The sequence below is a fragment of the Kitasatospora sp. NPDC028961 genome, from assembly GCF_055564815.1.
This window is the reverse complement of the sequence record NZ_JBVHVO010000002.1, coordinates 473,252-488,482: the sequence shown is the minus strand read 5'-3', so window position 1 is coordinate 488,482 and position 15,231 is coordinate 473,252. Positions and strand designations below refer to the sequence as shown.

The window sequence follows — 15,231 nt, the reverse complement described above, 5'->3', positions numbered from 1 at the left end:
GTCAGGCGAAGGCCGAGGGCCGGCCGAGGGCGACCAGGCGGTGGTCCTTGGTCCCGACGTAGATCCGGCCCTTGTCGGTGGCCGGCACCGAGAACTTGCTGACCGTGCCGATCGGGAAGGAGCGGCGCAGCTTCAGCGTGCCGTCGACCGGGACGGGGTCGTAGGCGCGCAGTTCGCCGCCCTCGCCGTACTGGCCGGTGCCGGACCAGATCACCCAGACCAGGGCGGAGCCGGACCGGGTGCCGTCGGAGGTGACGACGGGTGAGCCGGACATCTTGAGGAAGTCCTCGGCGCTGGTGCCGGCGCTGGTCAGCCGCGGGTCGCCGGCCGCGGTGACGGAGTACTCGAGGGCGCGCAGCCTGCCGTAGTTCTCGACGGTGTAGACGTAGCCGCCGTCGCCGCCCCAGACCGCCGGGTGGCCCCAGACGCCGCCGTGCGGGCCGGTGATGCCGACGGCGCGGTCGGTGCCGCCGGGGCCTTGGCCCATGCCGCCGAGGTCGTCCCGGTCGAGCAGGAAGATCCGGCCGTCCTTGCCGACCTGGACCAGCAGGCGGGGGTGGGCGGGGGTGCCGAAGTGGGCGGCGGGCAGGGCGACCGGGCCGCCGGAGCCGAGGTCGGTGTCCCGCTTGTCGAGGGTCGCGTTGTTGCTGGGGCTGAAGAAGTCCTGCGGGGTGAAGCCGCCGTCGTCATCGACCGCGAAGCGGATCACCGACTCACCGAGGCCGCCGGGCGGGCTGGAGCCGGGGCCCCGCGCGGGTGAGGCGCCGGCGCCCTGGCCGTTGGCGGTGGTGAGGATGATCCGGCCGGGTCCGTCCGAGACCGGCCCGCTGCCGGCCATCCAGATGGAGGCCCGCTGGGTGTCGGAGCCGGCCACCGTCGACCAGAGGGTGAGCTTGCGGGTCCGGGTGTCGAGGCCGGCCAGGGTGCCGATGTAGTCGCCGATGCCGCAGAGCGAGCCGAAGCCGAGGTAGAGCCGCCCGTCGAGGAGCAGCAGCCCGGGCCGCTGGAGCGAGCGGTAGGCGTTGAACGGCTTGCCGGGCGCGTTCACCGGGTCCCCCTGGACGGTCACCGGCCAGCCGCTGCGCTCGGCACCGGTCTGCGCGTCCATGGCGTGCACGTAGTAGTGCGGGTGCCGGTCGTCCGGGCCGTCGTCGACCTTGCCGGTCAGGTAGACGGTGCCGGTGGCCGGGTCGTACACGGGGGTGGAGGTGGTGCCGACGTTGGGACCGGGGTCGGAGCAGCCGATCGCGGCGGAGCGCCAGGGGGCGCCCGTCGTCCGGTGCCAGCGGACCTTCCCGGTGGCCGCGTCGACCCCGTAGACGTGGTTGGTCTCGGTGGCGACGACCACGGTCGGGCCGATGACCAGCGGCTGGGCGAACACCTGGCCGTCGAGCGGGGTGCTGAAGCGGATGCCGAAGTCGGAGGCGTCGACCTCGCCGGGGGCGAGCCCCGGTTCGGCCTGGTCCCAGGCGGTGCGTTCGGTGGTGACGGAGACGGTCGTGACGTCCGCGCGGGCGACCGCTGCCGGGGTGAGCAGGGCGATGCCGGTGAGCAGGGCGGCCGCCCGGGCGTACGGTCTGTTGGTTCGGTTCATGGCGCCCATGCTTCGGCGGTGGCGGCACGGCCACCAGCGGGCGTGGTCCAGTCGGCGCACCCGGAGCGGCTCGGCCGCCGCCGAAGGCGGTCATTCGCCCGACGGCGGGGGCCCGGTGATCTATCGTCGTCGCTGCACGCGTCACGGGGCGCGCGACGACGGAGGGCGAGGCACGGTGCGGTTCGCAGTCATCGGTACGGGGACGGTCGGGCGGACGCTCGCGGACAAACTGGTGGCGCTCGGCCACGAGGTGACGCTGGGCTCCCGGAACAAGGACAACGAGACGGCCGTCGCCTGGGCGGAGCAGGCGGGGCCGAACGGGCGGCACGGGACCTTCGCCGACGCGGCGGGCTTCGGCGAGGTGGTGCTGAACGCCACCGGCGGGACGGTCGCGCTGGAGGCGCTCCGGGCGGCGGGCGCCGAGCGGCTGGCCGGGAAGCTGCTGGTGGACATCTCCAACCCGCTGGTCTTCTCCGCCGAGGGCGAGGTGACGCTGGATCCGGTGAACACCGACAGCGTGGGCGAGCGGATCCAGCGGGAGTTCCCGGAGGCCCGGGTGGTGAAGGCGCTCAACACCCTGACCGCGCCGCTGATGGTGGACCCGGGGCGGCTCCCGGGTGAGCACAACGTCTTCGTCGCCGGGAACGACGCGGGGGCGAAGGCCGAGACGGTCGCGCTGCTGGGCGAGTTCGGCTGGCCGGCGGAGTCGGTCGTCGACCTCGGGGACATCGCGGGCGCCCGGGCGATGGAGATGATGATGCCGTTCTGGCTCCGCCTGATGCGGGCCTACGGCACGGCCGAGTTCAACTACTCCATCAGGCGCGCCGGGTAGCGCGCCGGGAGGCTTGTGCCCCGTCCCCCCGGTCGCGGGGGGACGGGGCACGCCGCTACCGGGAGCCCGGTCCGGCTCCGGCGGGTACGCGCTTCTCGGGCTCGTCCTCGACCGGCTCCGGGGTGCCCCGGGCCGGCCGGGGAATCCGCACCCCGGCCGGGGCGACGGCGCCCGGGCCGGCCGGGGCAGCGGTACCGGCCACGCGGGCCGCCTCGGTGAGCGCCAGCAGGCGGTCCGCCTCGGCCTGGATGGCGTCCTTGTCACCGATCTCGGCGTCCGGCAGGGCGTCCGGCAGCAGGTCCTCGATCAGCCGCAGCGGCCGGTAGGCGAGGCCGAGCAGGCCCCAGACCGCCAGGACGGCGCCGACCACGACGAGCAGCAGGCCCGCGCCGCGCCCCGGGCCGGTGCCGAGCACCAGGCCGACGGAGTCGGCGAGCGCGCCGCCCGGCCGCATCAGCGGCTCGAAGACGTGGTCGGAGAGCGGCCCCGCGGTGAGGAAGCCGAGCGGCATCATCGACATCGCGAGCATCTGGTTGGTGGCCAGCACCCGGCCCTGGAGCTCCATCCCTACCTTGGTCTGGATCAGCGCCATCCAGTGCGAGTTGAGGATCATCAACGCCGCCCAGAGGCCGAAGAGCCCGCAGGCGGTGATGGCCGCCTGCGGCCGGCAGCCGGTGACGACGGCGGCCACGCCGACCAGCGAGGTGAAGCCGATCATGCCGACCGCGCGCCGCCTGGTGCCGCCCCACAGGGCCATCACCAGCGCGCCCGTCAGCGCGCCGACGCCGCCGACGGCGGTGATCACGCCCAGCTGCACGGCCGAGCCGCCGGCCAGCACCATCGGGGTGACCAGCACCGTCGCGACGGCGAACAGGTAGTTGAAGACCACGAAGAAGACCACCATCGCCACCAGGCTGTGCCGGCGCACGATGTAGCGCCAGCCGGTGACCACCTCGCGCAGCAGCGGCTCCTCCTGCCGGTCGAACAGCGCGTCCGGGAAGCGGACCAGCAGCAGGCAGGTGACCCCGGTCAGGAAGGTCGCCATGTCGAAGAGCACCACACCGTGCAGGCCGATCAGCGAGACCAGCACGCCACCGGCCAGGACGGCCATCATGTCGCCCGCACCGGTGCCGAGTTGGGCGAGGCCGTTGGCCTGTCCGAGGTAGCGCTTGGGCACCAGCTGGGTGATCGCGGCCAGATAGGCCGGGCGTTGGAAGGCCGAGCAGACCGCCCCGACGCAGGCCACCAGGTAGATGTGCCAGACCTCCAGGAGGTCGGCCCAGAGCAGGAGACCGAGCGAGAGCATCGCGGCCGCGGCCACCGTGTCCGTGACGATCATGATCTTGCGGCGGTCGATCCGGTCGGCCAGCGCGCCCGCGATCGGCAGCAGCAGCACGGCGGGCAGCACCGCCACCACCGAGATCATCGCGAAGTCGAAGGCCGAGCCGGTCTGCTGGTAGACCCAGACGCCGAGGGCGAAGGTGGAGAGGCTGGTGCCGATCATCGAGACGAACTGGCCGATCGCCACCTTGGCGAAGGTGCCGAGCTCGGCCCGGGCCGCCGGCCGCTTGGCCGCGACCTGCTCGGCCACCGCCCCGGTGGCGGTGAACTCGGCCAGCACCCGGGCGAGTTCACCGGCCTGGTGCTTGAGGAAGTAGTGCCCGGCCCGTGGGATGACGGCCAGGTCGACGGCCTCGCCGAAGTGCTCCCACTCGGCGTACCGCTCCTCGTACAGCTGGGTGGCGCGGTCCTTCTCGCCCACCACGCAGAGGATCGGCGCCGCGATCCGGGCCGGGCGGGCGTCCCCGTACGCCTGGGTGTAGAAGTCCTCCGCCTGCCGGACATCGTGGCGCAACGCCCGTACCAGGAAGTCCTGTTCCTCCTGGTCGTAGACGTCGGTGAAGCCGCCCATGGCGCGCAGGTAGTCGAGGTAGGAGCGGTTGGAGAGCATCCGGTCGCCGGGCAGCCGCTTGGCCATCCACTCGGCGAACCGGCCGGGCAGCCGGGCCGCCGGGAAGGTCCCGCCGAGGGCGACGCCGCGCAGGTCGACGCCGGCCGCCTCCAGTCGGGAGCCGAGCGCGGTGGCGAGCGCACCGCCGAGGCAGTGGCCGTAGAGCAGCACCGGGCCCTCGATCCGCTCGGTGATCTGCTCGACCAGGTGGTCCGCCAGGGCGCCGAGTTCGACGAGCTCGTCGTCGGGCCTGCTCGGATCGTGCCCGGGCAGCTCGACGGCGTACAGCCGGTGGCCGGCCGGCAGCGCGTCCGCGAGCGGCTGGAAGGTGATCGGACTGCCGCCGCCGTACGGCACGCAGACCACGCTCACCTCGGCGGGCGCCGTGCCGCGGGTCAGCCGGTGCAGCAGGGTGCGCGGTCCCTCGTCCCCGGTGCCGGCGGCCCGGGCGTCGAGCAGCGCGGCGAGTTCGCGGACGGTGGGGTGCTGGAACAGGTCGATCACCGAGAGGCCCCGGCCGATCAGGCGGACGGCGTGCACCGCGGAGAAGGAGTCGCCGCCGAGCGCGAAGAAGTCGTCCGCCGGGCCGGGTTCGTCGACGGCCAGGACCGTGCGGTAGGCGGCGGCCACCTCGTGCTCGGTGGCGGAGGACAACGCGCCCCCGCCCTCGGCCGGGCGGGCGGCGGCCGGCTCGGGCAGCGCGGCCCGGTCGACCTTGCCGTTGGCGTTCAGCGGCAGGGCGTCCAGCACGACCAGGGCGGCGGGCACCATGTAGTCCGGCAGCCGGGTGCGCAGCGCGGCGCGCAGGGCGGCCGGGTCTGGGGCGGCCGCCGGGTCGGCGGGCACCAGATAGCCGACGAGGGTGCGGGCGGCGCCCTCGCCGCGCGCCACGACCACGGCCTCGCGCACCTCGGGGCGGCCGGTGAGTTCGGCCTCCACCTCGCCGATCTCGACCCGGAAGCCGCGGATCTTCACCTGGTGGTCGATCCGGCCGAGGAACTCGACGGCGCCGTCCTCCCGGCGGCGGACCAGGTCTCCGGTGCGGTAGCTCCGGCGGCCGTCGACCCGGACGAACCGCTCGGCGGTGAGGTCGTCCCGGCCGAGGTAGCCGCGGGCCACGCCGGCGCCGGAGACGTACAGCTCGCCGGGGACGCCGATCGGCACCGGGCGCCGCCGGGCGTCCAGGACGTGGGCGCCGACGTTGCCGAACGGCAGGCCGAGCGGTGCGGTGGCGGCGTCCCCGAGGTCGGCCGGGACGGCGGCGCCGAGCATCGACACCGTGGTCTCGGTCGGGCCGTAGTGGTTGTGCAGCAGCAGGTCCGGGCGGGCGGCCCGGATCCGGGCCACCAGATCGGGCCGCAGGGCCTCGCCGGCGCAGATCAGCAGCCGGCCGGGGAGGATCCCGGCGAGCCCGGCGCCGTGGGCCGCGAGGCCCTCCAGGTGGCTGGGGACGAGCTTCATCGCGTCGATCCGGTGGACGGCCGTGTAGGCCGCGAAGGCGTCCGGGTCGGTGGCCTGGTCACGGGTGAGCAGGTGCAGGCAGCCGCCGCCGGTGAGCGCGCCGAACACGTTGGTGGTGCCGAGGTCGGCGGCGAAGGTGGAGACCAGGGCCCAGTCCCAGCCCCGCTGGTCGCCGCCGATCCGCTCGCGCAGCCCGTGCAGGTAGTTGCGGACGTTGCGGTGCTCGACGGCGACGCCCTTGGGCGCCCCGGTGGAGCCGGAGGTGAAGATCAGGTAGCAGAGGTTCTCCGGGCCGGCCCCGGCCTCGGGGGCCGGGCACGGCGCCACCGGGGCGTCCAGCGGCTCCGGGACGACGACCGGGGTGCCGGCCACCCGGCCGGCCAGGTCGTCGGTGGTGACCACGGCGGCGGCCCCGGCGGCCGCCAGCAGCGCCCGGATCCGCTCGTCCGGGTAGACCGGGTCGAGCGGCAGGTAGGCGCCGCCGGCCTTGAGGATGCCGAGCATGCCGACGACCAGCGCGGCCGAGCGCTCGACCAGCAGCCCGACCGGACGGTCCGGACCGACCCCGAGCGCGCGCAGCCGGTGGGCCAACGCGTTGGCCCGGTTGTCCAGTTCGGCGTAGTCGAGGACGCCGTCGGCGCCCCGGACGGCGGGCGCGCCGGGGGTGCGGCGGGCCTGCTCCTCGGCCAGGCCGTGCAGGGTGGCTCCGAGGTCCCAGTCGCGCGGGGCGCCGTCCCACTCGGCCAGCCGGCGCTGCTCGGAGGGGGTGAGCAGCGGCAGCTCGGCGAGCGGGCGGTCAGGGGCCTCGGCCATCGCGTCGAGCACGGTGCTGAGATGGCCGAAGACCCGTCGTACGGTCGGCTCGTCGTACAGCTCGGCGCGCCAGACCAGGTCGGCGCAGAGCTCTCCGCCGTGGTCGACGACGGCGACCGAGAGGTCGAACTTCGCGGTGTCGGTGCCGATCGGCCGCCAGTCGGCCCGCAGCCCGGGCAGGTCGAGGTCGGCCCGGTCCTGGTTGTGGACGTTGAGCATGACCTGGAAGAGCGGGGTGTGGGCGAGTTCGCGTTCCAGGCCGAGGGAGTCGACCAGCCGCTCGAACGGCAGGTCCTGGTGGCCGAAGGCGCCCAGGGTGCCTTCGCGGACCCGCTCCAGCAACTGCCGGACGCTCGGGTCGCCGGAGACGTCGGTGCGCATCGCCAGGGTGTTGACGAAGCAGCCGACCAACGGCTCCGTCTCGCTGCGGGTGCGCCCGGCGACCGGCGTGCCGACCACGACGTCCTGCGCGCCGGTGTAGCGGGACAGCACGGTCTGCAGGGCGGCGAGCAGCACCATGTAGACGGTGCCGCCGGTCTGCTCGGCGAGCGCCCGGATGCGGCGGGTGCGCTCGGCGCCGAACTCGACGGTGATCCGCCGGCCGTCGGTGCCGGCCACCGCGGGGCGCGGGCGGTCGGTGGGCACGGTGACGGTGGCGGTGGCGCCGCGCAGGCGCTCCTGCCACCAGGCCTGCTGGCGGGCCAGCTCGTCGGCCAGCTCGGTCTGCTGCCAGTACGCCACGTCGGCGTACTGGAGGGGCAGCGGCTCGAAGGCCGGTGCCCGGCCCTCCCGGCGGGCGGCGTAGGCGGTGGCGAGGTCGGCGAAGAACACGCCGATCGACCAGCCGTCGGCGGCGATGTGGTGCAGCACCAGACTCAGCACCGCGCCCTCGGCGGTGCGCAGCAGGGTGGCCCGGACCGGCAGGTCCGCCGCGAGGTCGAACGGGCGGCGGGCGTCCTCCTCCAGCCGGGCGTCCACCTCGTCGGCGGGGACGTCGGCGGTGGCGAGGATCGGCGGGGCGACGGTCAGCGGCCGCGGCCGGACCTCGCCGTCGACGGTCGGGTAGACGGTGCGCAGCACCTCGTGCCGGTCGAGGACGTCGGTGAGCGCGGCGGCCAGTGCGGCGGTGTCCGGCTCGCCGGTGAGGTGGAGGGCGAGCGGGATGTGGTAGGCCGCGCTGTCCGGCTCGTACTGGGCGAGGAACCACATCCGGCGCTGGGCCGAGGAGAGCGGGGCCGGGGTGCCCTCGGGGCGGGGCGCGATGCCCCGGCGGGCGGGCTCGGCGGTGCCGGCGTCCCGGGCGGCCTTCGCGGCCTTGGCCGCGGCGAGCCGACGGCGGAGCAGCTCCTGGCGTCTCGCCTCCCGGTCCGGCCGGTCGCCGGTGGTGTGCTGGTCGCTCATACCGTCTCCCCCGTCAGTGCGCCGATGCCGTCCTCGGCGTCCATGCCGTCCAGGCCGTCCATGCCGTCGATCTCGTCGAGCAGTCGCTCCTCTATTCGGCGGGCCATCGCGGCCAGGGTGCGGGACTCGAAGACGCTGCGCAGCGGCAGGTCGATCTCGAAGGTGTCGCGGACCCGGGCGGCCATGCGGGTGGCGAGCAGCGAGTGGCCGCCGAGCGAGAAGAAGTCGTCGTGCCGGGAGACCCGCTCGATGCCGAGGACCTCCTGCCAGAGGTCGGCCAGCAGTTCCTCGCAGTCGCCCTCCGGCGGGGCACCGGCACCGCCGGAGGGCGGCACCGGCAGCGCGGCCCGGTCGACCTTGCCGCTGGGGGTCAGCGGCAGCCGGTCGAGCAGGACGAGCGCGGCGGGCACCATGTAGTCGGGCAGCCGGGCGCCGAGCGCGGTGCGCAGCGCGTCCTCCCCGACGGTGCCGTCGGTGACGGCGTACCCGGCGAGGACGGGACCGGCCGGGCCGTCGGCCAGCCGGGCGGCGCCGGCGGTGACACCGGGGACGGCGGTCAGCGCGGCCTCGATCTCGCCGAGTTCGATCCGGAAGCCGCGCAGCTTGACCTGGGCGTCGGTGCGGCCGTGGTACTCCAGCCGGCCGTCGGCGCGGCGGCAGGCGAGGTCGCCGGTCCGGTACATCGGCGCGCCCCCGGGGCGGCCGGGCTCGGGGACGAACCGCTCGGCGGTGAGGTCCGGACGGCCGTGGTAGCCGAGCGCGACACCGTCGCCGGCGATGCAGAGCTCGCCGATGCCGTTGACCGGGACGGGCCGCCCGGCCGTGTCGAGCAGGTGCAGCCGGGTGTTGGCGACGGGCGCGCCGAGCGCCACCACCCCTCCGTGGGCGACGAGTTCGGGCGTGACCCGCTGGATGGTGGACCACACGGTGGTCTCGGTGGGGCCGTAGAGGTTCCAGAGCGCGCCGGTGCGCTTCAGCAGGGCCTCGGCGAGGTCGGCGGTGAGCGCCTCGCCGCCGCAGAGCGCGGTCAGGCCGGGTCTGCCCGGCCAGTCGGCCTCCAGGAGCAGCCGCCAGGTGGCCGGGGTCGCCTGGAGGTGGGTGACCTCGCGCCGCTCCAGCCAGTCGGCCAGCGCACGGCCGTCGGTGGCGGTGGCGCGGTCGGCGATCTCCACCCGGGCGCCGGTGACCAGGGGCAGCCACAGCTCCAGCCCGGCGATGTCGAAGGTCACGGTGGTGACGGCGGCCATCACGTCGCTCGCGGTGAGGCCGGGTTCGCGGCCCATCGAGGTGAGGAAGTTGACGATCGCGCGGTGCGGGACGGCCACGCCCTTGGGCGTGCCGGTGGAGCCGGAGGTGTAGAGCAGGTAGGCGCGGTCCTCCGGCCCGACCGGGACGGCCGGCAGCTCCGGGGCGGCGGCCGCCTGCGGGCCGTCGACCAGGACGACGGCCCGCCCGTCGAGCAGCGCGTCCCCGGCGGTGGACCGTTCGGCGACCAGCAGGGTGACACCGGCGTCGTCGAGCACCGCCCGGTTGCGGGCGAGCGGCTGGTCGATGTCGAGCGGCAGGTAGGCGGCGCCGCTGCGCAGCACGCCGAGCAGGGCGGCGGGCAGCAGCCGGCCGCGCCGGACGGCGACCGCCACCAGGGTGCCGGGGCCGGCCCCGTGTCCGGCCAGCAGATGGGCCAGCCGGCCCGCGGTGGCATCGAGTCCGGCGTAGTCGAGGACGCCGTCGGCGGCGGAGACGGCCACCGCCTCCGGGGTGCGGGCGGCCTGGGCGGCGACCAGCTCGTGCAGACGGAGGTCGGGCAGCGCCGCCGCGGGGCCCTCGGCGGGCGCCACGGCGTCCGGCCCGGTGGCCGGGAGCATCGCCAGCTCGCCGAGCGGGCGGTCCGGTTCGGCGACGGCGGCGGCCAGCAGGGCCACCAGGTGGTCCAGCGCGGCCCGGACGGACCGCTCGTCGTAGCGCGAGGTGCGGTACTCGGCGGAGAGCAGCGGGCCCTCGGCCGGGAACTCCAGGAACAGCGACAGGTCGGTCTTGGCCGTGCCGTTGCACACCTCGGCGACGAACTGCAGGCTGAGGCCGGGGAGTTCGAGGCCGGCCACCGGGTGGTTCTGGACCGCGAGCAGGACCTGGGCGATCGGTGAGGCGGTCAGCCCGGCGGAGCCGCCGACCCGGCGGACGTGCTCCAGGAACGGGTAGCCGCTGTGCTCGGCGGCCTCCAGCACCACCGGACGCACGCGCGCGACCAGTTCGCGGAAGGTGTCGGTGCCGGCCGCGTCGAAGCGGAGCGCGACGGTGTTGATCAGCGAGCCGAGCACCTGCTCCAGCTCGGGCACCGGCCGGACCGCGAACGGGCTGAGCACCGCGAGGTCCGTGCGGCCGCTGTAGCGGTGCAGCACGCCGCCGAGCGCGGCCAGCACGGCCATGTAGAGGCTGGCGCCCTCCTGCGCGGCCCAGCGCTCGGTGGCCCGGATCAGCTCGGTGTCGAGCCGGCGGGCGATCCGGCGGCCGGCCGTGTCGTACGGGTTGGGGTGCGGGCGGTCGCCGGGCAGGTGCTGATCGGCGTCGAGGCCGAACAGCCCGTCGCCCCAGCGCAGCGCGCCGTCGCGGGCGGCCGCGTGGGCGCGCTCCTCCCAGCGGGCGATGTCGGAGAACTGCAACTGAGGCTCGGCGAGTTCCCCGCCCTGGTAGGCGCGGCCGAGTTCGGCCAGCAGCAGCCCGGCGGCCCAGCCGTCCATCGCGGCGTGGTGGACGGTGATCAGCAGCTCGTGCCGGTCGGTCCCGGTGCGCACGGCGAGGGCGCGCAGCAGCTGCCCCCCGGCGAGGTCCAGCGCCCGGGCGGCCTCGGCGCGCAGCGCGGCGTCCAGCTCCTCCTCATCGGCGCCGGCGAGGTCGAGCAGCGGCACGTCGACGGGGTACGGCGGGCGGATCTCCGCGGTCACCTCGCCGTCGCGGTCGGCGAACGCGGTGCGCAGCACCTCGTGCCGGCGGACCACCTCGCTCAGCGCCCGACCGAGGGCGGACCGGTCCAGGGTGCCGACGGCGCGGAAGCGCAGCGGCACGTTGTAGAGCGGACTGCCGGGCTCCAGCGACTCGTGCAGCCAGAGCTCGCGCTGGAAGCCGGTAGGGCGGGCGGGCAGCGCGGCCTCCCGCACGGGCGGGGCGACGGACGGACGGCCGCCGCCCCCCTTGGCGACCCGGACGGCGAGCGCGGCGACGGTCGGCGCGGCGAAGAACTCGGCCAGCGGGACGCGGGTGTCGTAGACGCGCTCGATCCGGGCGAGCAGTCCGGCGGCGAGCAGCGAGTGCCCGCCGAGGTCGAGGAAGACGTCGTGCACGCCGACCTGCGGGACGCCGAGCAGTTGCTGCCAGAGCTCGGCGATCCCGGTCTCGACCGGGGTGCGGGGCGCGACGAACAGCTCCTGGTCGCCCCGGCTCCGGGCGACCGGCGGCAGCGCCCTGCGGTCGGTCTTGCCGTTGGGGGTCAGCGGCAGCCGCGCCAGCACGCCGACGGCCAGCGGCACCATGTAGCCGGGCAGCGCCGCGGCGCAGTGCGCGCGCAGCTCGGCCGCGGTGGGGTCGGCGACGCCGGGCCCGGGCTGGACGAAGGCGGCGAGGTAGTCGCCGGCCTCGTCCCGCTGGACCACGGCGGCGGCGGCCTCGACGGCGGGGTGGGTCGCGAGCACCGCCTCGATCTCGCCCAGCTCGACGCGGAAGCCGCGTACCTTCACCTGGTGGTCGACCCGGCCGTGGTACTCCAGCTCCCCGCCCGGCAGGCGGCGCACCAGGTCCCCGGTGCGGTAGCAGCGCTCGCCGTCGACGGTGACGAAGCGCTCCTCGGTGAGGTCCGGGCGGCCGTGGTAGCCGCGGGCGAGGCCCTCGCCGGAGAGGTACAGCTCACCGATGCCGCCGTCCGGTACGGCGCTCCGCCGCTCGTCGAGCACGTGGCCGGTGGTGCCGGGCAGCGGGCGGCCGATCAGCGGCTCCTCGCTGCCGCCCCGGTCGACCAGCGACCAGGTGGAGTAGACGGTGTCCTCGGTGGGCCCGTAGAGGTTGTAGACCCGCTCGACCCGCGGTTCGCCGTAGACCTGGTCGGCCAGCCGGCGCGGCAGCGCCTCGCCCGCCAGGTTGACCACGCGGACGCCGCCCGGCAGGCCCCTGCCGCCGGGAAGGGCGCCACCGCGCAGCAGCGCCGCCATGGCGCTCGGCACGGTGTTGACCAGGGTCACCTCGTCGCGGGCCGGCAGCTCGGGCAGGGCGAGGACGTTCTCCGCCACCACGACCGTGCCGCCGACGGCGAGCGGGAAGAACAGCTCGTAGACCGAGATGTCGAAGCAGACCGAGGTGCCGAACAGCACGCCCGCGACGTCGGCCGGCCCGTAGGTCCGGGCGGCCCAGCGGAGCATCGCGTTGACGCCGCGCTGGGTGACCGCGACGCCCTTGGGCCGGCCGGTGGAGCCGGAGGTGTAGAGGACGTAGGCGAGGGAGTCGGCGCCGCCGCCCGGGACGAGCGGTGCGCGGGGGCTCTCGGCGTCGGTGTACAGCAGGGTCGCGCCGGCGCCGGCCAGCAGGTGCTCGTGGGCGCGGTCGGTGAGGACCACGGGCGCCTGCGCGTCGCCGATCACCAGCTCCAGCCGGTCCCGCGGGTAGGCCGGGTCGAGCGGCACGTAGGCGCCGCCGGCCCGCAGGACCGCCAGCAGGGCGATCACGAGGTCCGCCGTGCGCGGCAGGCAGACCGCCACCAGGGTTTCGGCGCGTACTCCCGCGGCGGCCAGGCGGCCGGCCATCGCGTCGACGGCGGCGGCCAGCTCGCGGTAGGTCAGCCGCCGGTCGCCGTCGATCACCGCCGTCGCCCCGGGTGTCCGGCCGACCTGTGCGTCGACCAGATCGGCCAGCGAGGCCGTCGGGTCCGGTGGAGCCAGTGGAGGAAGTCCCGTCGAACTCATCAACTCTCCTGAGGGATGGCCCTGCGCCGACTTGTGGTCGGCTGGAAATGGGCGGTGTGCCCTCGGAGATGGTGGGGTAACGGTCTCCGGATGACCAGCACATCTCCATCACTCGTTCGATATGCCGGAAAGATCACCTGCCCATCACCACGGAGCGGTACGAGTACGTGACGGTTCGTCGACGATTCCTACCGGTTGCCGAAGCCCGTGACATCGGCGCGCGGTGCCGATACGGTCTTCCCAGCAGCCGACGGAGCATCAGCTCCGGGGCGGCAAAGGGCCTTCGACCTCGGATGTCTTGACCTGAACCCGTCATTTCGGTGCCTGAAGCAGCGTCAGCCGGCCACCCCCGAAGGCCCACGACCCCTCGACGGCGCCCGCCGTACGCGGCCGGCCGCACCACCGCCGCGCGACCGCGCGATCCGGCCCGCCTTCACGCGGCGCGCACATGTCCGTAGCGGGTCCGCCCCTTCGCCCGGATTCCGGCGGATCGGGGCGGCCCGGCACCCGGCTCGGCACCCGCCCCTTCACCCGCCCCTTCACCCGGGCGCAGGGGCGGGGCGGCGGCGGCCCCGCGAGGGGTGAGAATGGACGCCATGTCCCGACGCCGCTCCGCGCCCCGCGCCGCCACCCCCGCACCCCGCCTGCTGCCCTCCTCGCCCTGCCCCTGCGGCCTGTCCGCCGCGTACGGCGACTGCTGCGGCCGCTACCACCGGGGCCTGGCCGCCGCGCCGACCGCCGAGGCGCTGATGCGCTCGCGCTTCAGCGCCTTCGCCGCCCACGACGAGGCGTACCTGCTCCGCTCCTGGCACCCCGACACCCGGCCGGACGCGATCGACGTCGATCCCACGCTGCGCTGGACCGGGCTGGAGGTGCTCTCCACCACCGACGGCGGCCGCTTCCACGCCGAGGGCACCGTCGCCTTCCGCGCCCACTACACCGAGGGCCGCGACCAGGGGATCCTGACCGAGCACAGCCGCTTCGTCCGGTACGAGGGCGCCTGGGTGTACCTGGACGCCCTCTCGGTGGACTGACCGGCCCCCGGACCGGGCCGCGCCGGGCCGGGGCCGCCGTCGGCTCCCCGGCGGCGGCTACAGGTAGTCGTCCAGCCGGGCGAGGGCGAAGCCCTGCGCGGTGACGTCGTTCACGACCTTGCGGAGCAGGTCGGGCATGGTGCCCGGCCACAGGTCGGTGCCCCGGAAGTGGGTGAGGATGATGTCCCCCGCGTGCAGCCGCTGGTCGTCGTAGCGGTACTCCATGTGGTCGGGGAAGGCCTCCTCGTTCCAGAGCGGCACCGCCTCGATGCCGCAGGAGGCGGCGGCCCGCAGGGTGTCGTCGTTGTACTCGCCGTACGGGGGCCGGAACAACCGGGGCCGGGTGCCGATCTGCCCCTCCAGCTGGTCCTGCTGGCGGCAGATCTCGTCCCGCTGCACGTCGTAGCCGAGCACCTTGAGGTTGCGGTGGTTGATGGTGTGGTTGTTCACCGCGTCGCCCTGGGCGGCGAGGTCGCGGAAGTAGCCGTAGTCGGCGCGCGCGAGGTAGTCGGCGACGAAGGTGCTGAGCGGGATTCCGAGCTCCGCCGCCATCCGGGAGAACTCCGGGTCCTTCTCCGCGCCGTCGTCGACGGTCAGGAAGACGATCTTCTCGTCGGTCGGGACGCGGTACACCACCGGCGGCCGCCCGTCCTGGAGCCGCACCCCCTGCACCGGCTTCAGCTCCGGCTTGGACACCGGTGGCCGGGGCGCCCGCAGCGGCAGCCGGTCCACCCCCCAGCGCCGCGCGGTCTCCAGCGCCTCGCGGACGGCCGTCTCCCGGCGCGCCACCGCCTCGCTGCTGGTCTCCTCCTCAGCCCGGGCCAGGCCGGGCAGCGCCAGCGGCACGGCCGGCGGCCGGGGTCCGCCCCGCTCGGCGGTGGAGGTGGCGGCCGGGTCGGCCGGGGCGGGGGCGGCGCTCAGACCGGCCCGCGAGGACGGCGCCTGGTGTCCGGTCGGCGCGGCGCAGCCGGCGATCACCGCCGCCAGGCAGACCGCCGCCACGAGGCCGGTTCCGGCCCGGCGACTCCCCCTCAACCCTCCATTAATACGATGATCTGATGGTGTGTCCATGGAGCACTGCTCCCCCGCCACGCCCACCGGCCAATCCCACCGTCACCCACCCGGCGCAACACCGGTCCGCGCAGGTCACCGGGCCGTCCAGCCCGGATAACCGTTCGCGCCGGGCACCGTCCGACGCC

6 protein-coding genes are annotated in these 15,231 nt (G+C 75.3%); 2 read left to right on the top strand and 4 right to left on the bottom strand.

The features are described from left to right. Position 1: 1 nt before the first annotated feature. Complete coding sequence (locus ACZ4UX_RS06350) at positions 2 to 1,594, bottom strand: outer membrane protein assembly factor BamB family protein (RefSeq protein ID WP_465705802.1); 1,593 nt, start codon at positions 1,592 to 1,594, stop codon at positions 2 to 4. 175 nt (positions 1,595 to 1,769) lie between these two features. On the opposite strand from ACZ4UX_RS06350, the gene ACZ4UX_RS06345 reads away from it, so the two are divergent. Beyond that, complete coding sequence (locus tag ACZ4UX_RS06345) at positions 1,770 to 2,426, top strand: NADPH-dependent F420 reductase (RefSeq protein WP_359804473.1); 657 nt, start codon at positions 1,770 to 1,772, stop codon at positions 2,424 to 2,426. A 55-nt stretch (positions 2,427 to 2,481) separates the two neighbouring features. On the opposite strand, the gene ACZ4UX_RS06340 is transcribed toward ACZ4UX_RS06345, so the two are convergent. Next, positions 2,482 to 8,052, bottom strand: coding sequence for a non-ribosomal peptide synthetase/MFS transporter (locus ACZ4UX_RS06340; RefSeq protein ID WP_465705801.1), 5,571 nt, complete (start codon positions 8,050 to 8,052; stop codon positions 2,482 to 2,484). Then, the gene (locus tag ACZ4UX_RS06335) at positions 8,049 to 12,998 is read right to left on the bottom strand and encodes an amino acid adenylation domain-containing protein (protein WP_465705800.1); all 4,950 of its coding nucleotides are present in this window, start codon (positions 12,996 to 12,998) and stop codon (positions 8,049 to 8,051) included. Before ACZ4UX_RS06335 ends, ACZ4UX_RS06340 begins: the two co-directional genes overlap by 4 nt. A gap of 596 nt (positions 12,999 to 13,594) precedes the next feature. Between ACZ4UX_RS06335 and ACZ4UX_RS06330 the strand changes: the two genes are divergently transcribed. Further along, positions 13,595 to 14,032, top strand: coding sequence for a YchJ family protein (locus tag ACZ4UX_RS06330; RefSeq protein ID WP_359835142.1), 438 nt, complete (start codon positions 13,595 to 13,597; stop codon positions 14,030 to 14,032). A gap of 57 nt (positions 14,033 to 14,089) precedes the next feature. On the opposite strand, the gene ACZ4UX_RS06325 is transcribed toward ACZ4UX_RS06330, so the two are convergent. Beyond that, complete coding sequence (locus ACZ4UX_RS06325) at positions 14,090 to 15,067, bottom strand: polysaccharide deacetylase family protein (RefSeq protein WP_465705799.1); 978 nt, start codon at positions 15,065 to 15,067, stop codon at positions 14,090 to 14,092. Positions 15,068 to 15,231 lie beyond the last annotated feature (164 nt).